The sequence below is a fragment of the Tardiphaga sp. 813_E8_N1_3 genome, assembly GCF_051811025.1.
Taxonomy (GTDB): domain Bacteria; phylum Pseudomonadota; class Alphaproteobacteria; order Rhizobiales; family Xanthobacteraceae; genus Tardiphaga.
Map to the genome: position 1 here is coordinate 1,510,531 of NZ_JBPWQE010000001.1, position 21,795 is coordinate 1,532,325.

General features: G+C 62.5%; 19 protein-coding genes. 11 read left to right on the forward strand and 8 right to left on the reverse strand.

Translation table 11 applies throughout. The features are described from left to right. Positions 1-5,415, reverse strand: coding sequence for a hypothetical protein (locus AB8A33_RS07035; RefSeq protein WP_439092110.1), 5,415 nt, complete (start codon positions 5,413-5,415; stop codon positions 1-3). A 303-nt stretch (positions 5,416-5,718) separates the two neighbouring features. On the opposite strand from AB8A33_RS07035, the gene AB8A33_RS07040 reads away from it, so the two are divergent. After that, on the forward strand, positions 5,719-6,189 hold the full coding sequence (locus tag AB8A33_RS07040) for an Hpt domain-containing protein (RefSeq protein WP_439092111.1): 471 nt from the start codon (positions 5,719-5,721) through the stop codon (positions 6,187-6,189). 143 nt (positions 6,190-6,332) lie between these two features. Continuing rightward, complete coding sequence (locus AB8A33_RS07045; protein ID WP_089265206.1) at positions 6,333-6,653, forward strand: 2Fe-2S iron-sulfur cluster-binding protein; 321 nt, start codon at positions 6,333-6,335, stop codon at positions 6,651-6,653. 40 nt (positions 6,654-6,693) lie between these two features. Here the strand turns inward: AB8A33_RS07045 and AB8A33_RS07050 are convergent, their stop codons facing one another. After that, on the reverse strand, positions 6,694-7,146 hold the full coding sequence (locus AB8A33_RS07050) for an acyl-CoA thioesterase (RefSeq protein ID WP_439088139.1): 453 nt from the start codon (positions 7,144-7,146) through the stop codon (positions 6,694-6,696). A gap of 200 nt (positions 7,147-7,346) precedes the next feature. On the opposite strand from AB8A33_RS07050, the gene AB8A33_RS07055 reads away from it, so the two are divergent. From AB8A33_RS07055 to AB8A33_RS07065, 3 genes are all read left to right on the forward strand, one after another. Next, positions 7,347-8,375 (forward strand): NAD(P)/FAD-dependent oxidoreductase, encoded by a 1,029-nt coding sequence (locus AB8A33_RS07055; protein WP_068735585.1) that lies wholly within the window; start codon positions 7,347-7,349, stop codon positions 8,373-8,375. Between the two features lie 263 nt (positions 8,376-8,638). Then, positions 8,639-9,268, forward strand: a complete 630-nt coding sequence (locus AB8A33_RS07060) for a DUF2147 domain-containing protein (protein WP_439092112.1) — start codon at positions 8,639-8,641, stop codon at positions 9,266-9,268. Between the two features lie 265 nt (positions 9,269-9,533). Further along, positions 9,534-10,103, forward strand: a complete 570-nt coding sequence (locus AB8A33_RS07065; RefSeq protein ID WP_439092113.1) for a DUF4865 family protein — start codon at positions 9,534-9,536, stop codon at positions 10,101-10,103. On the opposite strand, the gene AB8A33_RS07070 is transcribed toward AB8A33_RS07065, so the two are convergent. Next, positions 10,100-10,957 (reverse strand): LysR family transcriptional regulator, encoded by an 858-nt coding sequence (locus tag AB8A33_RS07070; protein ID WP_439092114.1) that lies wholly within the window; start codon positions 10,955-10,957, stop codon positions 10,100-10,102. The genes AB8A33_RS07065 and AB8A33_RS07070 overlap by 4 nt on opposite strands. Positions 10,958-11,115: 158 nt before the next feature. Here AB8A33_RS07070 and AB8A33_RS07075 point away from each other — a divergent pair, with 158 nt between their 5' ends. Continuing rightward, positions 11,116-12,660: an MFS transporter gene (locus AB8A33_RS07075; RefSeq protein ID WP_439095872.1), complete on the forward strand. Its 1,545-nt coding sequence runs from the start codon at positions 11,116-11,118 to the stop codon at positions 12,658-12,660. A gap of 60 nt (positions 12,661-12,720) precedes the next feature. Here the strand turns inward: AB8A33_RS07075 and AB8A33_RS07080 are convergent, their stop codons facing one another. Continuing rightward, positions 12,721-14,625, reverse strand: a complete 1,905-nt coding sequence (locus tag AB8A33_RS07080) for a hypothetical protein (RefSeq protein WP_439095873.1) — start codon at positions 14,623-14,625, stop codon at positions 12,721-12,723. Between the two features lie 134 nt (positions 14,626-14,759). Next, positions 14,760-15,836 (reverse strand): lysylphosphatidylglycerol synthase transmembrane domain-containing protein, encoded by a 1,077-nt coding sequence (locus AB8A33_RS07085; protein ID WP_184518800.1) that lies wholly within the window; start codon positions 15,834-15,836, stop codon positions 14,760-14,762. A gap of 402 nt (positions 15,837-16,238) precedes the next feature. Here AB8A33_RS07085 and AB8A33_RS07090 point away from each other — a divergent pair, with 402 nt between their 5' ends. Then, a complete protein-coding gene (locus AB8A33_RS07090) occupies positions 16,239-16,745 on the forward strand; it encodes a YciE/YciF ferroxidase family protein (RefSeq protein ID WP_439092115.1) in 507 nt (168 codons plus the stop codon). A gap of 73 nt (positions 16,746-16,818) precedes the next feature. Here AB8A33_RS07090 and AB8A33_RS07095 read toward each other — a convergent pair whose 3' ends face one another. Beyond that, positions 16,819-17,253, reverse strand: coding sequence for a hypothetical protein (locus tag AB8A33_RS07095; RefSeq protein ID WP_092147113.1), 435 nt, complete (start codon positions 17,251-17,253; stop codon positions 16,819-16,821). 70 nt (positions 17,254-17,323) lie between these two features. Between AB8A33_RS07095 and AB8A33_RS07100 the strand changes: the two genes are divergently transcribed. Both AB8A33_RS07100 and AB8A33_RS07105 read left to right on the forward strand, forming a co-directional pair. Further along, positions 17,324-17,938, forward strand: coding sequence for a hypothetical protein (locus tag AB8A33_RS07100; protein ID WP_439092116.1), 615 nt, complete (start codon positions 17,324-17,326; stop codon positions 17,936-17,938). A 90-nt stretch (positions 17,939-18,028) separates the two neighbouring features. Further along, complete coding sequence (locus AB8A33_RS07105) at positions 18,029-18,610, forward strand: YdcF family protein (RefSeq protein ID WP_439092117.1); 582 nt, start codon at positions 18,029-18,031, stop codon at positions 18,608-18,610. Positions 18,611-18,616: 6 nt separating this feature from the next. Here the strand turns inward: AB8A33_RS07105 and AB8A33_RS07110 are convergent, their stop codons facing one another. Both AB8A33_RS07110 and AB8A33_RS07115 read right to left on the reverse strand, forming a co-directional pair. Next, on the reverse strand, positions 18,617-19,042 hold the full coding sequence (locus AB8A33_RS07110; RefSeq protein WP_439092118.1) for a universal stress protein: 426 nt from the start codon (positions 19,040-19,042) through the stop codon (positions 18,617-18,619). Positions 19,043-19,101: 59 nt separating this feature from the next. Beyond that, on the reverse strand, positions 19,102-19,638 hold the full coding sequence (locus tag AB8A33_RS07115; protein WP_439092119.1) for a SixA phosphatase family protein: 537 nt from the start codon (positions 19,636-19,638) through the stop codon (positions 19,102-19,104). 141 nt (positions 19,639-19,779) lie between these two features. Between AB8A33_RS07115 and AB8A33_RS07120 the strand changes: the two genes are divergently transcribed. Then, positions 19,780-21,153: an NAD(P)/FAD-dependent oxidoreductase gene (locus AB8A33_RS07120; RefSeq protein ID WP_439092120.1), complete on the forward strand. Its 1,374-nt coding sequence runs from the start codon at positions 19,780-19,782 to the stop codon at positions 21,151-21,153. A 129-nt stretch (positions 21,154-21,282) separates the two neighbouring features. Next, entirely contained in the window at positions 21,283-21,789 is a 507-nt protein-coding gene (msrB, locus tag AB8A33_RS07125; RefSeq protein ID WP_439092121.1) for a peptide-methionine (R)-S-oxide reductase MsrB, read from the forward strand. The last annotated feature ends 6 nt before the right edge of the window (positions 21,790-21,795 follow it).

Here is a 21,795-nt window from a genome sequence, read left to right on the forward strand (position 1 = left end):
TTAGCCGAGTCGGCCCGCTGCATGCGCGAGCAGGGTGTAGACTAGACCCGTCTCCGAGGTCAGGTGGCTGCGCAGCGCTGCCGGGCCGCGTTCGTCGCGGGCGACTTCGTCGAGCAGGCGTTCGAACTCGGTGATGTAGCGATCCACCGTACCCTTGAAGTTGCGGTCCGACCGATACTTGCGGGCGACTTCGTCGAAAGCCTTCTGGCCGGCTGGCGTATAGAGCCGCTTGCTGAAGGCCTTGCTCTCGCCGCGCTGATAGCGATCCCACATTTCAGCGGCCAGCGTACGATCCATCAGGCGGCCGATGTCGAGCGACAGCGACTCCAGCGGATTGGCCGAGGTTGCAGGCTGCTGCGGAGCCGGTGCGCGGCGCGGCGGCGTGCGATCTTCCTCGACGTGATCGGCGCGGCCGAGCAGATCCGACAGCCAGCCGTCACGGCCCTGGTCGGAGTTGGCCGGAGCGACCGACGGTGCTTCGGTGCGACGCGGGGCAGGGCCACCGATGTCGGGCATCGGCAGGTTCGATGCGCTACGGGCAGGTGGCTCTTCGCGGCGCGGAGCCGGACGGGGGGCTTCGTGACGCGCTTCGCTACGGCTGCTGGCGATCGCCATCGCCGGCTCCTCGTCACGCTGCACGCTGGTGGTGCGGCTGGTCGAGACCACGTCGAGGCCGCGGCCGTGGCGGGCGACGATACGGTTTAGCTCGGCGAGCGCCTCGATCTGGTCGACGATCACCTTGCGCATCTGCGCAGTGCTCTCGGCGGCCTCCTGCGGCATGTCGAGAACGCCGCGGCGCAGTTCGGTGCGGGTGCTCTCGAGCTCGCTGTGCATTTCGGCAGCCATCTGCTTCATGCTGGCGACCATCGACGAGAACTTCTCGCCTGACTGCTTGAACATGGCATCGGCTTCCTGCGTGCCCTGCTGGTAGATCTCGCTCATCGCTTGCGTTGTCGCACGGCGTTCTTCTTCTGCTGCAGTGCGGACGGCTTCGAACTGCCGGCTGATCGCAGCCGAGCCCTGACCGGCGGTCTCCGCGACGACGCGGGCGATGTCGCGGGCACGTTCTTCAGCGGCTGCCAGCGATTCATCGAGCAGGCCGGTGAAGCGGGTGAGGCGCTGATCGAGATCGGTGGTGCGCAGATCGATGGTGGTGACCAGCGATTCCAGCGCCGCCTTGCGTTCGCCGACCGACGACATCGTGGTGCGGTTGCTCTGTTCGACCAGAGCCGCGGCATCCACGAGGGCATGGCCATGGGTTTCGAACTGGCCCGAGAGCGAGCCGAGATCTTCCAGGGCCTTCGAGGTCTTGGAGGTGAACACGGTGAGCTGTTCTTCCAGCGTCTGGGTAGCCAGGCCGTTGCGCGACGTTACGTCGTTCATGGTGGACACGAAGTCCGCCACGCGGGTGACCAGCGCGCGCTCCAGCGAGTTGAGGTTATCGTGAGCGCCGGTGAGGACTTCCTGCAGCAGGATGTTGCCTTCACGCAGGCGTTCGAACAGCGCCACGGTATCGGTGCGCAGGATCTTGCTGGTTTCCTGCATCTCGGTGACCGCAGTGATCGAGACCTGACGCGACTGCTCGATGGCGGTGCGCGAGCTTTGCTCGAGATCCTTCAGCGACTTGTTGACCGCGCCGGTAGCGAGTTCGCCAGCCGTGGTGATGGCGCGAGCCACGTCCGTGCTGTTGGTGACCATGGTCTGCGAGAAGGTATGGCCGCGGCTCTCGATCGCCTTGAGCGCGTCGGCGGTGACGCGATCGATATCGACCGTGAGCTGATTGGCCTTGGTACCCAGCGCATCGACCAGCGAACCGCGCTTGGCGTCGACCATCTGCGACAGCCGATCAGTCTGCTGCTGCACATAGGTGACGATTTCGTCGGTCTTGCCGGTCATCGTGGTGCCGAAGCTGCCCGAAGCGGCGAACACCGACCGTTCGATCTCCGACGAGGTCGTCTTGATCTTGGTGGTGATCTCGTTCGAGGCGGCAACCAGCGAGTTGTGCGCATTCTGCGCGCTGGTCTGGATGTTGTCGGTGGTGTTGGCGGTGACGTTCGAGAGCGAACGCTCGATGTCGGCGGAGATCACCTTGATCTGGTTTGCGGCATCGGCCGACGAGGTCGCGAGCGAGGTCTGCACTTCGCGGGCACTCGACAGGATGGCAGCGGCCGTATCGGCGCCGACGGCGGTGAGCGTGCGCTGCACGTCGATGGCGAGCGACTTCACATGGCTTGATGCCTCGGAAGACGCCGTGACCAGCGTGCTCTGGGCTTCGCGGGCGCCGGCGACGATCGACTCGGCAGTCGCGGTGCCGGCTGTCGTGAGGCTGCGCTCCATATCGGCCGCGAGGTTGCGGACATGGTTCGACGCTTCGGTCGAGGCGTCGATCAGCGAGGACTGGACGTTGCGCGTGCTGGCCAGGATCGAGTCCGCGCTGGCGGTACCGGCGGCGATCAGCGTGCGCTCCACATCGGCCGCAAGGGTGCGGACCTGCTGCGAGGCGTCGGTCGATGCAGCGACCAGTGTGCTCTGCGCGGCGCGGGCGCCGGACAGCACCGAGTCGGCCGTCGCCGTGCCGGCGGCAGTGAGCGTGCGTTCGATATCGGCCGAGAGCGACTGGATCTGGCTGGCGACTTCCGTAGAGGTGGAGACCAGGGTCGACTGGGCGTCGTGGGCACCTGAGAGCATTGAGGCCGCCGTGGCGGAGCCGGCCGCGGTGAGGGTGCGTTCGACATCGGCCGATAGCGACTTCACCTGCAGCGAAGCTTCCGAAGACGCGTTGACCAGTGTGGCCTGCGCATCGCGGGCGCTATTGACAATGGCCGTGGCGGCAGTAGTGCCGACAGCGGTCAGCGAGCTCTCGATATCGGACGCCGTCAGCTTCAGCTGCGCGCCGACATCGGTCGAAACCGACACGAGGGATTCCTGCGCGGCGCGCGCGCCGGCCTGAATGGTCTCGCTGGTATTGACCATCAGATGTGTGAGCGAACGTTCGGCGTCCTCGACATTGGTCTTGATGCCGATCGAGAGTTCTTCGGCGCGGGCCATGAGCGAGTCGCTGGCCGTGCGGCCGGAGGTTTCGATACGGCCGGCAACAGCCTCAATGCGCGAGCCGAGCAGTTCCTCGAACTGTTCGACGCGGGTTTCGATGCCACCGGCAACAATGCCGATACGACCTTCCATGCCTTCGTGGATCGTCTGGAAGCGCGCGGTGATGGTATCCGCGAACTGCGTGCTGCGACTGTCGATGGCATCGGTGACGTTGTTGATACGGCTGTCGATGGCCGTGATCGCCTGCGTCGTGCCTTCGGTGAGCGAGCTCGTGAAGTAGGAAAGGCGGTCGTCGATCGAGTGGATCGCCTGCACCGCGCCGTCCGTGAGCGCGGTGGTCAGGTGGGTCAGGCGGTCGTCGACCGAGCTGACTGCGAGGTTCGCGCCTTCGGTCAGGGCGGTGGTCAGATGCGTCAGGCGCGAGTCGACCGACTGGACGGCCTGGTTGGCGCCTTCCGAGAGCGTCGATGCGAGGTTTTCAAGACGCGTATCGATGGTCGCGGTGACCGACTGGGCGCGCGCGTCGAATGTTTCTTCAAGGCTCTTGAGACGTCCATCGACAGTTTCGTCGAACGACTTGATCCTGGTGTCGAGCGACGCATCGAGATTGACGACGCGGCCTTCGAACTTGGTCTCGAATTCTGCGAGGCGGGTGTCGAGCGACGACGTGATGCCGCCGACATTGGACGCGACACGGGTGTCGAAATTATCGACATAGGTCTTCAGCGTTTCCGAGATGTCCTGGGTGCGCTGACCTAGGCGATCGACGACTTCGCCGCCGAAGGTCTTCACGGTGCGGTCGAATTCCGAGATGTGCTTGGTGATGAGCGCCCCAAGCGTGCCGCTGTCGCGCGAGAAGCGCTCGGCCAGCTCGCTGCCCTGTTCCTTCACCAGTTCGTCGAAGGCGTTCATCTGCAGGCTGATGGTGTCGTGCGCGGTTTCGGTCTGGCTCGCGACCTTGGCGACCAGTGCGTTGACGGTGGCGTCGAGGGACTCGCCCGCCTTGTCGCCTGACGTGAGGATCTGGTTGGCCAGGCGGTTGCCGGCATCGTCGATCTTGCTGACGAGGTCGCCGCTGCGCAGCTCGAGTTCGAGCAGCAGGCTATCGCTGGAATTCTTCAGCGAGTCGTGGACCTGCTCGGTGCGATCCGACACGCGATCGACAATCGTGGACGAACGCTGTTCGAATTCGCTGGTGATGCGGTCGATACGCTCGTTGAGCATTTCGTGGACGCGGTCGGCGAGATCGACGAACTCGTCGTGCACGTGGCCGGTCTTGAAGTTGAGGCTCGTGGTCAGACGCTCGCTGGCGTCGAGCACCGCGCGGGTGGTCTCGGCACTGGCCTCTTCAAGGCGGTCGAGCAGGTCGCCGCCACGCTCGCCGAGCGCGAGGATCATGTTGTCGCCCGCATTGCCGAGTGCACGGGTAATGTGTTCGCCGCGCTCCTCGAGGGCGCCGGTGATGCTCTTGGCGACTTCGTCGACGCGCGATGCGATGGCGTCCGAAATCAGCGCGATGTCGTGGCGAAGATCGATCTGCACGCCCGAAATGGCAGAGCGAACCTGCTCGGCTTGACCGACCAGGTTGTCGCGCTGATGCGCGATGTCCTGCAGTAGCGCGCGAATGCGGACTTCGTTGTCAGAGTAAGCGCGCTCGAGCGCGGAAACTTCGTTGGCGACGAGGGTTTCGAGTTCGCCGGCACGCGCAATCGCGCGCTCGACGCCGTCGCCCATCGCGGCGACCTCGCGGCGGATCGCCTGGCCGACCGTGACCATCGAGTCGCTGGCAGTGCTTTCGGGCTCGGAGAAGCGGATCGCAACCTGTGCCATCGACTGGGCGATCAGGCGCATTTCCTGGCCGCGCCAGGCGAGGCTGGCGAGGAAGTAAAACAGCAGGATCGGGGCGAACAGCAGCGCAGCAAGGCCAGCCAGAGCCAGCGTGCCGCCGGAGCCCTGACCGATCAGCGCCTGCAGCGACGGCAGGAACGCAACGGTCAACAGGCCTGCGCCGACGATCCATAAGCCGGCGAACAGGGTGGCGAGTGTATAGACGTTGCGGGCGGGGCGATTCTTCTGCAGCGCCTGCAGGATCTGGCCGATGGTTTCGCGGTCATCGTTCGCGGGACGGCGCGCAAAGCGCTGATCGTCCTGAGGCTCGAAGCTCGGGCGATCATTGGCGATGCGTGCGTCGAAGGCGTTGTCGTCGAGGTCGACGGGGGAAGATGGATTGGTGGGGGCGTTGTCGGCACGGATCGCGGGTTGATCGCGATCGACATGCGCGGGGTCACTGATGTTGAGTGCTTCCTGGATAGCAGAGAGCGCGACTTCGGTCGGATCCTTGGCCTTTTTGGTGTTGTTTGCCATGCTCGTTCCACGCCCCCTGATTACGCAACTGACACAGAAGTCCCCACGATTCGTTCCCGCCTGCAGCATGGCGACTGGCCATGTGCACCCCGCGGGACGAATTTCGGACTGCCGGTCGCTCGGCTTGTCCGCTACTTCCGCAAACATCCTATTGGCTTGGTCGCGCGAATGAAATGGTTCTGGTTAAGACATTCTTAATGATAGTTAACGGCTTCCCCCGGTAACTTCTTGTGGCGCCTCAAATAAACGGAATGGCCCCTCAATCGTGGCGAGTTTGCGTCAAAACTGCGTCAACCCAGCGGATTGTACCTAGAACGTTCCGTTAACCAATTCCGTGTTTGGCTGCAAAAAATCGCAGCCGGATCGTTCGGTTGGCGGGAATTTGGGCCATCATCAATGCCGCTTCACCTCGAACGGGTTCAATGGATGCCGTCACCGCCGCTGGTTCCCGATGACGGACCGATCGATTTCCCCCACCTTCAACGTATGACTATGGGCGATAGCAGCCTGGAACGTGAAGTTCTGGCGATGTTCGCGGCCCAGTCGAGCGAGTTGATCGAGAAGATCGTCAAAATGCCGGCGGATGCGGCTGCGCTCACGCACAAGCTGAAGGGCTCCGCGCAGGCGGTCGGCGCGTTCCGTATCACGGAAGCTGCCGAGTGGCTGGAAAGTGCGCTGCGCGACAACATCGATACCGCTGAGGCCCTGATGACGCTCACTGACGCCGTTCTTGAGGCGCGGGCGGAGATCGACGTCCTTCTGAAGCGGTCCTGATCCCCAAGGGATCAGCTTTGATCCCCGCAAGGGGCATGCTTGATCCTCTTTTCCAGATGACGGTTTTGCTGCGGAGTGCTGGCGCGATCCGGATCGACCCGTTATAGGACAGCCCGTATCTTCCTTTCGGCAGCGCGAGCATCATGGCCAAGATAAACTTTGTCGATCACTCCGGTGAGACCCGCAGCATTGACGCCGAGATCGGCTCCACGGTGATGGAGGCGGCCATTCGCAACGCCATTCCGGGTATCGAAGCCGAATGTGGCGGCGCCTGCGCCTGTGCCACCTGCCACGTCTATGTCGACGAAGCCTGGCAGGAGCGCGTCGGTGCGCCGACGCCGATGGAAGAGGACATGCTGGACTTCGGTTACGACATCAAGCCGAACTCCCGGCTGTCGTGCCAGATCAAGATCACCGATGCGCTCGACGGCCTTGTCGTGATCACGCCGGAACGCCAGGCCTGAGCTTCCCAAGACTTGTTCTGAGCTTTCCAAGCCTTGATATTTACTGCGCGTTCAAGCCGCGCAGTATCCATGGCTGAAACCGGTCGACGACGTCGGGCGGGATCGGCGTTGGTTGACGGCTGGTGAGGCCAACCATCACGGTCGTCGCGATCGCCGAGGCCATGCACTTGCCTTCCGAAAACACCACCTGCGAATAGGTCACCGAGGTCCGGCCGATCTTGGTGACGCCAAGCCCGAGTTCGATCTTGCCGGGCCAGTGCAGTTCGGCGCGAAAGTGAATATCGAGCCGCGCCAGCACCCAGCTTTGCCCCGGCGCGATCAGCCCGCATGCCGGGTCCCGCATCAGCAACACGCGGCTGGTTTCGAAATAGCTGGAATAGACCGCGTTGTTGACGTGGTTGTTCGGATCGAGATCCGCAAAGCGCACATTGTCCGACAGGCGATAGGGATAGTCGTCGAGGACGGGCGCCGGGGCGCGGGCAGGGGCGTTCACGAAATTGATCTCCAGCAATGCTCGGCAAGTTTGCGCCTGTTACAGCGCAGTTGCACAGCTCAGGCAAGGGCGGGGCACAGGCTGATTTCAGGCCGAGCCGCTGTGGCTTTCCCCGTGTGGCGCCGCTAGGCTGGACGTAATTGCCGGATGGCGCCGGGCTCTGCGATCTCGCAGGGCTGGTTCAACCGAGAAAAAACACCATGGGCGAAACGATCAAGACGGACGTGCTGATCATCGGTGCCGGCCCCTGCGGACTGTTCGCCGTGTTTGAACTTGGTCTGCTCGATATGAAGGTCCACCTCGTCGATATCTTGGACAAGATCGGTGGCCAATGCGCCGAGCTCTATCCTGAAAAACCGATCTACGACATTCCCGCGATCCCGCTGGTCACCGGTCAGGGGCTGACCGAAGCACTGCTGGAGCAGATCAAGCCGTTCCATCCGACCTTTCATCTGAATGAAATGATCGAGACTATCGAGAAGATCGGCGACCCCTTGTTTCGTGTCACGACGGATGCCGGCCAGGTGTTCGAAACCAAGGTGGTGGTCATCTCCGCCGGTGGCGGCTCGTTCCAGCCGAAGCGTCCGCCGGTACCGGGCATCGAGGCCTATGAAGGCACGTCGGTGTTCTACGCGGTGCGGAAGATGGAGCAATTCCGCGACAAGGATCTGCTGATTGTCGGCGGTGGCGATAGTGCACTGGACTGGACGCTCAACCTGCATCCGGTCGCGCGGCGCGTCACGCTCTTGCATCGGCGCGATGATTTTCGTGCTGCGCCTCACAGTGTCGAGCAGATGCGCAAGCTCGTGGCAGCCGGTCAGATGGACCTGCAGATCGGTCAGGTCACAGCGCTCGAAGGCGAGGGAGGCCATCTCACTGGGGCTGTCATCAAGGGCAATGACAACGAAAGTGTTCGGATCGACTGCAATACGATCCTGCCGTTCTTCGGCCTGACCATGAAGCTCGGCCCGGTCGCCAACTGGGGCGTCACGCTGGAGAACAACCTGATCCCGGTGGGGACAGCATCGTTCGAGACCAATGTGCCCGGCATCTTCGCCATCGGAGATATCAATACATATCCCGGCAAGCTGAAGCTCATCCTGTCCGGCTTCCACGAGGGCGCGTTGATGGCGCAGAAAGCGTATCACTACGTCTATCCGGACAAGCGGCTGGTGTTTCAGTACACGACGTCCTCCTCAAGCCTGCAGAAGAAGCTTGGCGTTAACTAACTTCGGCTAGTTGTTGGAATCATCTTGTATGACGGAGATGCAAAGGCGGTTCGGATCGCCGGTAACCGCGTCGGGTTCGGTGGGGCAGCTTGTGGCAAAGCTATGGCCGCTGACACAATCGGACATCCGGCGCGTGATCGGCAATCTTGCAAAAGCCATCAACCGCAGTCACTCTCTCGTCGCGGAAGATTGATAGTCTATGCAATCGGATCGAGTGTGGATACTCGGCGGATGCCTGGACGACGAACTGCACGGGGAAGACGATGGCACAATTTCGATCCCGACGTCTGGCGCTCACAGTCGCTTCAGGTCTGGCCGCGTGCGCGCTGTTCACCGGCCCTCTCCACGCAGCAGAACCGACCGCCGCCGGACTCTGGCAGAAGGTCGAGAACAACAAGCCTGTCGTCTGGGTGCTGATGGTCGATCATGGCGGCACGTTTGAAGGCGCAATCGCCAAGACCTTTCCGAGCGCCGACGACAAGCCGGGCGACGATATCTGCAGCAAATGCGTCGATGACCGGAAGGGGCAGCCGGTTCTGGGCATCTCCTTCATCCGCAACATGCAGCAGCAGGGAATGAAGTACGAGAACGGCAACATTCTCGATCCGCGCGATGGCAAAGTCTACAAGGCCAAGATGAGCGTCAGCGCCGATGGCCGTGCACTCACCGTGCGTGGCTATTGGGGCATTGCGCTGCTCGGCAAGGACGAGACCTGGTACCGTCTGCCAGACACTGAAATGGCGTCGCTCGATCCGACGGTGATCGCGAAATATGTGCCGACCCTCGCGGCAGCAGCCGTGAAACCGCCAACCGTCGGCAATGCGGCGAAAGCTCCCGTTGCGCCGATGAAGAAGGCCAGCAATGTAACCCCGGGCAGCAACGTCGCGCGCTGATCGCGCTAACTCGCTTGCGGTTCTCCCACAAGCAAGGACTGTCCAACACCGCGCATTCTGGAAGCCGACGCCATGGTGCGTCGGCCACTCCATTGCTAATTTAATCGTAGCACGCCAGTTTCCAGCGTTGCTATCGGTTACCCCCGGACGTCATTCATTTGAATAGCGGATCATAGAAAGATGATTCCACGTCTGTTCTTCGCGGCCTGTCGATCGATATCGTGCATCGATCCAATGACAATGGCTGCTGAAGGAGCTCATCACGATGATCGTGGCGCATTACGAGCATCGCTTGCCCGCCGACTATGATCTCGGCTTGATCTGCTCACGCGCGCGGGAGCGCGGACCGCTCTGGGATGCAAAGCCGGAGCTTTACTTCAAGGGATTTCTCTTGCGAGAGAGCGGGCGCTTAGGTGCAACGACGTCTAGCTATTCCTCGCTTTACCTGTGGCGGCACGACGAGGCGTTTCGCGATTTTCTCGTGAACGGCGGATACAAGATCGTCGTCGATATGTTCGGTCGGGCGCGGATCGAAACACGCGTTGCCCTCGATGCCCGGAAGGGGGCTGGACGGGAGGCTCGCTTTGCCTATCGGCAGGACGTCGCTATTTCGCCCGATGCCGATCTCGCAGCGGCAATGACAGGCGAGATCGAGCGCAACGCGGATCTCTCGGCGCGCGCCGGAATCGTGGCGGCCGTGATCGGACTGGATGCCGAGAAGTGGGTTTTCACCCGCGTCCTGCTGTCAGATAACGAACAGACAGATGCCGGCGCTTGCTATCAGATCCTGCATCTGGCGCAGCCGCTGCTGGATCGCCTTCCATGCGCTACCTAGCTCGTATGCGCGCGGTGTTCACGGAACGCAGCCGCGAGGGTTCGCAGAGCTTGGCGAGACTGTATATCCGACAGTGTCGAGAGAAGTACGATTTCCGATGACGCCAGCGACGGCAGGCCAAACTTCTGGCTGACTTCGATGGTGCCGGTCGGTGCAAGCCGGCAGGAGAAGACCGCGGTGGCAAGGCCCGCCGAGACTGCGTCCGACACGACTGAAGAGCCGCCACCGAGAAACACCTCCGTCCATGCGATGCCAGCCGCGTCCAGTGCACGAATGGCAACGTCGTGCACGCCACATAATGGCGTCAGCGCCGCCAGTCGCAATGCCTCGCCCGGCCGGTGCACGAAACCTGGTGCTGCGAACCAGCCGAAATGCTCCGGTGCAAGCACTTCGCCATCGCGGCGATCATCCTCACGCCGGACAATGGCCGCATCGATTTCCCCGCGATCAAAGGCGTTCAGCAGGTTGCGTGAATTATCGAGGCGAACCTCGATCGTGAGCGTGGGGTCATGCGCGTTCAGGCGAGCAAGCAGCGTCGGAACCTCCGGCCCCGCCACATGGGCCGCAATGCCGAGTGCGAAACGGCGACGGGTCGCAGACAAAGCTGCGACAGCGCGATCATGTGCGGCCAGGAAGTCGCGGGCTGAATCGACGAATAGCGCGCCTTGCGCCGAGAGGCGCACCATTCGCGGTGTTCGCTCGATCAATTTATGGCCTAGGCGGTCTTCCAGCCGCTTCAGCTTCACGCTGATGGCGCCCTGGGTCGTGCCGAGCGCTTCCGCCGCGCGGGTGAAGCTCTGAAGATTGGCGATGGTCACGAATGCCTGCACGGCATCCACGTCCAGGGCGCTCATTTGAATTATCCAGATTTGTTGTCTCTGAAATATCCAACCATACAATTCTAGAATGGTCAACCTCTGCCTATGTTGTGTTCATCGCAGCGCAGACCGGGTGGACCTCGTCCTCTGTCGTCGGGCTTCACTGTGGCGCATTCTTATCCCGAAAGGCTCCCATGCTCTCCGAATCGACACGACAAAGCACGCTGGCTTTGGCGGCTGCCTGTCTCACCTCCCTGATGTTCGGTCTGGAGATTTCCAGCATTCCCGCGGTCCTGCCTACACTGGAGCGGGTGCTTCATGCCGATTTCAAACAGCTTCAATGGGTCATGAATGCGTATACGATCGCGGTGACGACGGTGCTGATGGCCACCGGCACACTCGCGGATCGCTATGGGCGCAAGCGCGTGTATCTGATTTCGATCGTCGCGTTTGCCGCTGCATCGCTGCTTTGCGGCCTCACCGAAAATATTTCGGTGCTGATCGTTGCCAGATTTCTTCAGGGCATTAGCGGCGGGGCGATGCTGATCTGCCAGGTCGCGGTCCTTTCTCATCAATTTCCGGAAGGGCGGCAACGCGCCGTTGCATTCGGCTGGTGGGGGATCATCTTTGGTATCGGTCTCGGCTTCGGCCCGATCATTGGCGGCGCGATCGTGGCTTTGTCGAGCTGGGAATGGGTCTTTCTCATCCATGTCCCGCTGGCGGCAGTTGCCCTGTTGCTCGCCGCGAACGGTGTTCGCGAGTCACGCGATCCGGAGGCCAGCAGCCTTGATCTTGCAGGGATCGTCACGCTCTCGCTCGCAGTCTTCTGCCTCGCATTCTTCATTACGCAAGGCCCGGATATCGGATTCGACAGCAAGGCAGCATTTGCAATCATCGGATTGTTCGTTGCCAGTCTGATCGGCTTTGTCATTGCTGAGCGTCTCAGCCCGAGGCCGATGTTCGACTTCACCGTCTTCCGGATCCGTAATTTTGCCGGCGCGCTGATCGGCTCGATGGCCATGAACTTCAGCTTCTGGCCGTTCATGATCTATCTGCCGATCTATTTTCAGGCCGGGCTGGGCTATGACAGCGTCGGCGCCGGGTTGTCGCTTCTAGCCTATACGTTGCCGACGCTGGTCGTGCCGCCGGTGGCTGAACGCCTCGTGTTACGTTTCCATCCGGGCTTGGTCATCCCGCTCGGCCTGTTCACGATCGGAACAGGGTTCTTCGCCATGAAGATTGGCAGCTCGGTCGCGCATGCGAGCTGGCTGACGATGCTGCCGGGATGCGTCCTTGCCGGCATCGGATTGGGGCTGACCAACACGCCCGTGACCAACACAACGACCGGATCGGTGCCGCAGGAACGCGCGGGTATGGCGTCAGGCATCGACATGAGTGCCCGCATGATTGCGCTTGCCATCAACATCGCGCTCATGGGCCTCATTCTCGTCGAGGGGGTACGCGCGTCTTTGAAGGCCGCGCTGCCGAGCGGTACCAGTGTCGAGCTATTACGCTCGCTGGCAGAAAGTGTTGCCGCCGGCACGGCGCTCGCGTCTGAATACAATTCCGGCGGAGCCGTCATTCGAGACGCGCTGACCCAAGGGTTTGGCTGGGTCCTGCTCTATGGCGGAATGAGCGTGTGGATTCTCGCGGGCATCAGCTTTGTTGTCTTCGGCCATGGACTGCCGAGACGCGCGCCCCACGGCCAAAGCTGTGTCGAAGGCGACGGTCGGGCGTAGTCCGGACCGACGAGGTCCTCGCTTCTGCCGGGACCTCGATGGATAGCTGAGCTGATCGTCCTATCGCGCGGCTGGCTGCAGTACCATCGGTGCCAGCGGCTCCTGCGTGACATCAGCTTCCGCGCCCAGCCGCAATACGCTCGCCGCTGCCGGCACGACGGCATCGGCCATGGCTGCATGACCTTCGCCGGTCGGATGGATCGCGCCGCCATAAACGGCCGAGAGAATACCCCAGGTCGCATCGTGGATATCGGCCGGCTGGATCGCCGCCGAATAGCCCTGCGGATAGGTCATCGCCGCGAAGTAGCTGTCATTGGCGTCGCGGATCCAGCGGCCACGCGGCAAATAGGGGCGGAATTCGCTGGCGCCGCGACCGCACACCATCGGCTGCGCTGCGGCTTCGACGAGACTGGTCTCGAAGCTGTCGCCCTTGGGCGAGAAGCAGGCGCGATCGAATTCGGGATCGGACGACGATCGCGCGCAGAAGCCGTGATTGGCGAAACTCGCCTGATGCTGATCGACGAAGGTCATGCGGTCGGCTTCGGGATTGCGGCACAGTACGCCGCCCTGGCACAGCGCGATGGACTTCAGTTGCGGCAGGAATTCGGACTCGACGAAATTCGCGACATTGGCCAGCCGCTGCGGATCGGCTGAGAATGACGGATGCACGTCGAAGCCGGCCGGGCCGCCGGGGCAGGGCGCGCCATTGGCGAAAGTCGGGTTGGCGTAAGCGGCAAACACCACGCGCGAAAGGTCTCCGCCGAGCAGCGGCTTCAGGGCTTCCCGCACCTTGCCGAAGCTGGAGGGCAGTTCGCGGACCAGCGCGCTGCGGGAGTCCTCGACCGAGCCAAGAATGCCGCCGCGCTTGAACAGCGCGCGTTCGGTGGCGTTCTCGACGATGACGTCGGCAACCAGTCCGGAGAAATTGATGTCGTTGGCGCCGATCGACAGCAGTACGAGATCGAGCCGGCGTGCCGGCTGACGGCGCTTGGCGGCAGTGATGGCTTCGCGCAGTTCGGCGATCTGCGCGTTGACGCTGCCCGCACAGGTGCTCGCATTCTTCGTGGTGAGGCACTCACGCGCGCGCTGTCCACCCAGCAATCCGTCGGCGATGGTCGCGCCCGAACAGGCCAGCGGCAGATAGGTGACGGCGATGTGCGGATACTGCACGGCGAGCGCCAGCGCGGCGCGGGTCTGGTAGCTATAGAGCGAGCGGTGGCACGCGGCATTGAACCACTGCGCGCCCGCGCGCTGCCAGGCCTGCAGCGACTCGTAGGAATCGCAGGAGCGTCCGCCTTTGAAGCCGGCGCGGCTCGGCCGGTAGAACTGCCCGCTGGGGCCGCCGAGATAAGAGCGGAAGCAGAAGCCGTCATCGGACAGCGCAACCGGACGATCCGGATTGCCTTCGCCCGACGCAATGGAATCGCCGAGGCCCGCAATCAGGATGTCGCGCACGGCGATGTCGGCGGTGACGCGGACAGGCGCCTCGGCGCCGCTGGTGACCTCCACAGTCGCGACCGTGCGGCGACCATAGATGGCGCGGAAATTGATCGGTTCGGCGCAATCGAGAGTGGATTGCCGCGGGCCTTCTCCGTCATCGAAGGTCCAGGCGCAGATCGCACCGACGGGCACTTCGCCGGTGAGGCGGACGGTGATCGGATGTTCGGTCGGCGTCAGGTAGCTTTCCTTGACGGTGTCACGGGTGCAGGGCTCGCTGACCTTTCCGGCCAGATCGATGCACAGCCGGTTGACGGTGTTGCGCGCCCAGCCGCGGCCATCGCTCTGCACGCCCAAAGCCTGTTCGGCACCCAGCACGCTGCGGTTGCGCATGGCATCGACATGGAGCTGGAAGTCACGTTCTTCGCGGAATAGCCGGAAGCGGTTGCGCACTTCCCAGGAGATCTGGATCGAGCTGTTGGTCATGCCTTGGGCTGCGGCAGGTCCGGCCGGCAGCGCGCCCAGCATGCCGAGCAGCACGGCGAAGTTGATCAATGAACGTCTGAAATAAATGGGAGCCATGGCGGTGTTGAACGTCACGTATGGGGCGGAAGTAAGAAATCGATTGGCCGGACGCGCGGTGTAGCGCGCCCGCGACTGATTCAACCCTGTGACTGACGTTTTAATGGCTGCTCATGCACCACGACCGGGGCGGGCTCGATCTCGCGACGTTCATTGCGGTCATCCAGGCGGCGCCTGTGCCATGGCTGGATGACACTGAGCCAGATTTCGCGGGTGCCCATGATGCAGATCGAGATGGCGAACGGGATCATGAAATACAGGATCCGGAACATGACCACGGTGGCGACCAGCTCCTCCTGGCGGAACTGCGGTAGCGCCACCAGCAAAGCGGCGTCGAACACGCCAAGGCTGCCCGGGGCATGGCTGGCGAAGCCCAGCAGGGTGGCGAGGATGAACACCACGGCCAACGAGACGAAATCGATATAGGGCTGATCTGGCATCAGCAGATACATGGCCAGCGCGCAGAAGCCGAGATCGACAACGCCGATGGCGATTTGCAGCAGCGTCAACTGGGCGGAGGGCAGGACGACCTTCCAGCCGTTCTGACCGAGCTCGCGGCGTTGCTTGCCGACCGACAGCCAGACCAGATAGCCGATGATGCCGGCCAGACAGCCGAACCCGATCAGCCGATTGATGGCATTGGGAAGGAGATCGATGGCCGAGGCGGCCTGCGGATGCCAGACCATGCCGATGCCCAGCACGAACAGATTGCCGAGCCAGAAGGTCAGTCCGGAGATGAAGCAGATCTTGGCGACGTCAATGGCATTCAATCCGTAGTCCGAATAGATACGGAAGCGGATGGCGCCGCCAGTGAACACGGTGGCCCCGATATTGTGGCCGATGGTGTAGCTGGTGAAGCCCGACAGCGCCGCGATCCGATACGGCACATGCTTCTTGCCGATCGTTCTGAGCGCGAAGTAATCGTAGAAGGTGAGGGTGCAGAAGGCGCCGATCACGCACAGCGTCGCCATGGCGATTTGCATCGTCGATTTTGCAGCCATCGCCGCCAGGATCTTGGCGGTATCGAGGCCCTTCAGCGTATGCACCAGATGGGAAATAGCGAGGGCGATGACGATCAGGCTCGCGACAACACCCAGCCGTTTCCAGCCGACGTGTTGCTTGAAGCCGCGCCCGAGCGCGGTCAGCAATCGTTGCATTCGTCCTCCCGGCGGAGCGCGAACAGGTGGAAAGCCGATCGGGGTAACAGGCGGCAAGCGGCGACCAATTCACTCATACGCGAAGTTCACTCATCAAGCCCAAACCCTTACGGCAAAAACGTTTCGTTGTGCAGTCCTTGACAGCGCCAGCGTTAATGCCGCGCCGCAAGGTCGCCACATACCCGCGCCGGCTGCAAAGCCCTGACCCTGCAAGGCAATCACACAGACAATTCCGAGCCATTCGTCCCGCATTTCATATAGGCGGGCAAGTCGAATGTTCCATGCGGCAAATCAAGACGTTCCCGGAACACGTCCCAATATCGATGGTTACCGGCCTATCGCAACCGAGCGGGACAATGCGCCGCAGTGGCCGCCCCGTTCCAGAACACCGGGATTGAAACGATGGGACTGTTCACCAAGGACATCAGGACGATGGATGACCTGTTTGTGCACCAGCTACAGGACATTTATTACGCGGAGAAGCAGCTTCTGAAGGCGCTGCCGAAAATGGCTGACAAGGCTGCAGAACCACTGTTGAAGCAGGCTTTCAAGACGCATTTGCAGGAAACCGAAGTGCATGTGCAGCGGCTTGAGCAGGTCTTCGCCATGCATGGTGCCGAGGTAAAGGCGGTCACGTGTCCGGCGATCGACGGTATCATCAAGGAAGCCGACGAGACCGCCGGCGAAGTCGAGGACAAGAAGGTACTCGACGCCGCTCTGATCAATGCGGCTCAGGCAGCCGAGCACTACGAGATCGCGCGTTACGGCAGCCTGATCGCGTGGGCGCGCCAGCTTGGCCGCAACGATTGCGCGGCCGTGCTGCAGAAGACGCTGGACGAGGAAAAAACCACCGACAAGAAGCTGACGTCACTGGCCGAAGGCAAGGTCAATATGCGCGCCGCAAGCTGATCGCGGTACTGGCGATCACACGGCATAGAACCTTCGCGCGGGTGCAAGCCTGCGCGATTTTTTTGGGCTTTGCCTACGCCTTTCGCAGCGCAAAATGGGCGCCGCAGAATGCCATGACGCCGCCGAGGCCGAGGGCGGCAAGACTGGCCAGAACACCTGATGCGGTCGGTATCGCGTTGGGTGCCGAGGCCGCCTGACCGGCGCCGGCCAAAAATAATACGCCGATGGCAATCAAAAACTGCCGCATGCGCTGCGGGATGCGGCCGGACGCTGCGCTGTGCAGCAGGTTCGCGGTGACATAGCCGCCGACAAAGGCCATCGCCGCAATCAACCACCAGGCGAAGGCCGATCCGATCGGCATGAAATTGTCGGGATCGTTGCGCCAGAGGCCACCGAGATCGAGGCCGAAGCGCTGGCCGAGCATGTGTACGGCCAGCGCCAGCAGCAATCCTGAGATCATCGCGCCGGCCAGAATCAGGCGGCGCGGAAAAGTGGTCGTCTCGGCCATGGCAAGCTTGTAAGGGACATGCAGGCGATCGCGCAAGCAAGCGGGGTCGGACAGCGCAGGGACGTTCTGTTTGCTCAAGACCCTCTTCGGGCGCAGGGACGCGTCGTCTGCCGCGGAAGCGGCAGCGCCGGGGCACACCTATGCCTACAAGGCCTCGCTGATTGGCGCAGCGCATCGCTATGAATTGACCGATGAAGGTCTGTTATGGCGCACCGGCCGTCGCTCCGGTGTCTGGGCCTATGCGGATATCGCGGCGATTCGGCTGTCCTATCGGCCGATGGGTATGCAGCACCGCCGCTTTCGTACGGACGTCGATCATGCCGATGGTCGTCACATCACGATCTTCTCGACGTCGAAACAGACCGTCGCACTCATGGAGCCGCAATCGGGCTACAGCGCGTTTATCCTGGAGTTGCATCGACGCCTCGCTGCGGAAGGCAGTATGGCCAAGCTGAGCTCTGGCCTGCGACCGGGCATCTACACGATGATTGTCGCGGCACTGGCCTTTGTCGGTCTCGCAATGGCCGCGCTGCTCCTGCGTGCGCTGCTCACCGGCGAGTTTGCCGGCGTGGTCTTCATCATTGGCTTCGCAGTGTTCTTCGGCTGGCAGATCAGCGGCTTCATCCGTCGCAACAAACCGCGGAGCTACACATTCGCGACCGTGCCGGAGAGCCTGCTGCCGTAGACATCAAGCGACATCATCTGTGAGTTCGCGGATGCGATCGCTCGCCACATAATATGCCCTCTCTGTATGTCATGGAGCGTCGCTATCGTGATGTTCGATCGCCCAACCGCGGCCGAGATCGCGCAGATCAATGCGCAACACCTGATCATGACCGAGTTGAAGCCGGCCGATCTGCTGTTCGTTTTCGGCACGCGGCAGGATGTCACGTTGCGGATCGATCAAGCCGTGCGGCTATGGCAGCAAGACTTCTACCGCTGGGCAATCGTGAGCGGCGGGTTGACGCCCGGCGCGGATATATCGGAATGTGAGATCATGAAAGCCGCCATGGTCGACCGCGGCATTCCGCCCGATATTATTCTTGAAGAACATCGCTCGACCAATACGGGCGAGAACGTGATCTTCTCGCTGCCGATCATCGAGGCGATGCTCGGCCTCGCTAATATCCGTAGCGTCATCTGTCTCGGCAACAGCTGGACCGCGCGGCGCTATCCGATGACGCTACAGCGCCATTGGCCCGAGGTGCAGAAGATGCTGGTCACCGTCCACGCCTTCGACGTGCCGACCGCACTGTGGCATACCGACATTGAATTCAGCCGCCGCATGCTGACCGAATGGGACAAGATCGAACTCTACAAGGCCAAGGGCTTCATTGCCGATTGGCCTGAGCGCTGAGAGGCCTTACGGCCGCACCACCAGCACCGAGCATTTCGCATAACGCACTACATGGCCGGCATTGGAGCCGAGAAAGTAGGTGCGCATCGCCGGACGGTGCGAGGTCATCACGATGAGATCGGCTTTGATCGCCGAGGCCTCTTCGAGAATCTCGTGATAGATGCCGCCCTGTCGCACAACGCTGGAGACGTGGGCGCCGTCGATGCCGCAATCTCTGGCGACCGCTGCCAGAGCTGCCTGCGACGATTCCAGTTGCTGGGTGTCGAAATCCGCCGGGACATATTCCGCCAACATCACCGGCGTCATCGGCATCACGTTGAGCAGCCGGACGGTTGCGCCGAAGGTCTGCGACAGCGTCGCGGCCTGGGCGATCGCGGGTTTGGCCACATCGGTTTCGGCCAGATCAATCGGGACCAGAATGGATTTGTACATGCGCACCTCCATCGTCGTCCGGAGGAGGATAGCACAAACCGGGTTCCGATGGGCGCAGCTTATTGGTCCGCGGCGCCCTTCAGCAGTTTCGGACTGACGAATTGCACGAGCTGTCCATCGCGGAAGGCAACGTCGTTCCAGTCCTCGATAGGAAAGTCGATCACCACGACGCTGCCGGTCGGCAGGTTGTCGGCGACGGCTTTCCTGCCTGCGGCATCGCCGCCGCCAATCAGGCTGAGCGCCATTTCATGCAGGCCGGGATTGTGGCCGACCAGCATCAGCTGCTCCGGGTCTTCCACGGCTGCGCCGCGGATCACCGCCAGCAATTCGGAGAGGCCGGCGCCATAGAGTTCATCGAGGCTGGCGACTATCGGTTTCGCCGCCGGCATCGCCGCGGCCACGAGGCTCCAGGTCTGCTGCGCGCGGACCGCCGTGGAGACGCAGACCAGGTCGGGCAGGGGCGGATTTCTGCTGAGCCAGGCGCCCATGAGAGCCGCATCCAGCCGGCCGCGGTCATCCAGCCTGCGATCGAAATCCTTGCCGCTCGGCGCGTCCGTTTCAGTCTTGGCGTGACGCAGCAGCAGTAAACGGCGCATGGCGCGATCTCGATTCGGCAAGAGCAAGAGGTAGTAGCGAGGCAGGCGGCGCGGTCGCGCCAGACGTCAGGTCTGCGGATTAATGGACATGAACCGTGAGGACAAGGTGACAAGCGCCGCACCTGTCCGTAAGAAAACGTCATGACCGCCCCTTCCGCAAGCGTGACATTTGGACCTGAGGTCGCCGACGCCGACCGCGCGCGGCTGACCTTCAGCCTCGATGTCGATGTCTGCGTGGTCGGGGCCGGGCTCGCCGGGCTCAGCATTGCGCTGGAAGCGGCGCGTCTGGGTGCAAGCGTCGCGGTGCTCGAAGGGCGTTATGTCGGCTGGAACGCGTCCGGCAACCAGTTGGGAACCGTGATGCCGGGCTTTGGCCTGCCGCTCGCCGATCTGATTGCGCGTGTTGGCCTGGAGGACGCTCGTGAGTTGTGGGCGCTGTCGAAGCAGGGTGCGGAATATGTGCGGATCCTGGCCGCCGAGGGCGTGATCCCCGGTCTCGGCCTGTCCGAGGGGGCGCTGGAAGTCTCCAATGTCGATGTCGGCGATCGCCTGATCGCACGCCTGCAGATGCTCGGCGAAGATTTCGATACTGACGTGGAAGGCTGGCAGATCGACCGCGTCCGCGACGTGCTGAAAACCAAACGCTACTTTCACGGCGTGCACTATCCGAAGGCGTTCCAGATCGATGGCCGCAAATATCTGCTGGGTCTCGCAGCGCTGGCGAAACAGGCCGGTGTGCGCATCTTCGAGGACACGCCGGTGGTCAGCATCGATGCCGGCGGCATCCGCAAACGCATCGTGACTCCGTCGGCGCGGATGCGTGCCACACACATCGTGCTGGCCGGCAACATCCATCTCGGTGCGCCTGCCCAAAAGCTGTCGGACACGCTGTTGCCGGTGTGGCGCTATGCAGGCATCACCGAACCGCTTGGCGAGCGTCTTGCCGAGGCGGTGACGTTTCAGGGCTCGGTGAGTGATAGCGACGGCGTCGACCATTTCCGTGTCGTCGAGGGTGATCGGCTGATGTGGTCGAGCCCGGAAACAACCTGGGCCGGGCAGCCGGAGCGCTATGCGGGCGCTATCGCGCGACGCATCCGGACCGTGTTTCCGGCGCTGGGCAAGGTCGCTATTACCGAGACCTTCGGCGGCGCGCTCGGCCAGACCGTGCACGGCATGCCGCAGATCGGGCAACTCCGTCAGGGATTGTGGGTCGCCAGCGGCTTCAGCCATCGGGGCCTGAACACGACGGCCATGGCCGGGCAACTGATCGCCCGTGGCATGTATGCCTATGATGACCGCTTCAAGCTGTTCGCGCCGTTTGAACTGGTCTGGGCTGGTGGCACGACCGGGCGGGTCGTCGGCCACGTGGTTGGGCTCTGGGAGCGGCAGGGCTCGGCGCTCGCCGGCACGTTGGCGCGGTATCGCGAACGGGCGCGGGCGCGGGAGCGGATCCGCGAGGCACGGCTGGCCGAGGCCAATCTGCGCGCGGGAACGCGGGGCCCGCGGCCGGGCTAGGCCGATCCGCCCGGTTCCGGCGCGCAACAAAACGTGAGTAATATTTCGAAACCGGCGTGTAACTTCCGGCTCGTCCGCCCGTATTTCAAGCGAATGAGATGATTGTCTCGATTGTCAGGGAGACCAACCATGATCGACCGCCGCTTTATGTTGACGACCGCTGCTGGCTTGGGAGGATTGCTGTCGCTGAAATGGCTGACGGCTTCGTCGGCGCGGGCTGCCTCGGACGAGAAGTTCGAAGTCATGAAGACCGATGAGGAATGGCGCAAGCAGCTGACGCCGCAGCAATACGAGATCCTGCGCAAGGAAGGCACCGAGCGGCCGTATTCGAGCCCGCTGAACAAGGAAAAGCGCAAGGGCACCTTCGCCTGTGCCGGCTGCGACAATCCACTGTTCTCGTCGGAGACCAAGTTCGACAGTGGCACCGGCTGGCCAAGCTTCTGGCAGCCGCTGCAGAATGCTGTGGGCGAGCGCAAGGATTCGACGCTCGGCATGGTCCGCACCGAGATCCATTGCCGTCGCTGCGGCGGCCATCTTGGCCACGTCTTCGATGACGGCCCGAAGCCGACTGGCCTGCGCTACTGCATGGACGGCTTCGCGATGATCTTCAAACCGGCCGTGCCCTCCGCGACCTGAGAGCTG

Coding starts and splice junctions, on each gene's coding strand:
- AB8A33_RS07035 (WP_439092110.1), bottom strand. CDS start 5,415: ATGGCAAACAACACCAAAAAGGCCAAGGATCCGACCGAAGTCGCGCTC.
- AB8A33_RS07045 (WP_089265206.1), top strand. CDS start 6,333: ATGGCCAAGATAAACTTTGTCGATCACTCCGGTGAGACCCGCAGCATT.
- AB8A33_RS07055 (WP_068735585.1), top strand. CDS start 7,347: ATGGGCGAAACGATCAAGACGGACGTGCTGATCATCGGTGCCGGCCCC.
- AB8A33_RS07060 (WP_439092112.1), top strand. CDS start 8,639: ATGGCACAATTTCGATCCCGACGTCTGGCGCTCACAGTCGCTTCAGGT.
- AB8A33_RS07065 (WP_439092113.1), top strand. CDS start 9,534: ATGATCGTGGCGCATTACGAGCATCGCTTGCCCGCCGACTATGATCTC.
- AB8A33_RS07070 (WP_439092114.1), bottom strand. CDS start 10,957: ATGAGCGCCCTGGACGTGGATGCCGTGCAGGCATTCGTGACCATCGCC.
- AB8A33_RS07075 (WP_439095872.1), top strand. CDS start 11,116: ATGCTCTCCGAATCGACACGACAAAGCACGCTGGCTTTGGCGGCTGCC.
- AB8A33_RS07080 (WP_439095873.1), bottom strand. CDS start 14,625: ATGCTGGGCGCGCTGCCGGCCGGACCTGCCGCAGCCCAAGGCATGACC.
- AB8A33_RS07085 (WP_184518800.1), bottom strand. CDS start 15,836: ATGCAACGATTGCTGACCGCGCTCGGGCGCGGCTTCAAGCAACACGTC.
- AB8A33_RS07090 (WP_439092115.1), top strand. CDS start 16,239: ATGGGACTGTTCACCAAGGACATCAGGACGATGGATGACCTGTTTGTG.
- AB8A33_RS07095 (WP_092147113.1), bottom strand. CDS start 17,253: ATGGCCGAGACGACCACTTTTCCGCGCCGCCTGATTCTGGCCGGCGCG.
- AB8A33_RS07105 (WP_439092117.1), top strand. CDS start 18,029: ATGTTCGATCGCCCAACCGCGGCCGAGATCGCGCAGATCAATGCGCAA.
- AB8A33_RS07110 (WP_439092118.1), bottom strand. CDS start 19,042: ATGTACAAATCCATTCTGGTCCCGATTGATCTGGCCGAAACCGATGTG.
- AB8A33_RS07115 (WP_439092119.1), bottom strand. CDS start 19,638: ATGCGCCGTTTACTGCTGCTGCGTCACGCCAAGACTGAAACGGACGCG.
- AB8A33_RS07120 (WP_439092120.1), top strand. CDS start 19,780: ATGACCGCCCCTTCCGCAAGCGTGACATTTGGACCTGAGGTCGCCGAC.
- msrB (WP_439092121.1), top strand. CDS start 21,283: ATGATCGACCGCCGCTTTATGTTGACGACCGCTGCTGGCTTGGGAGGA.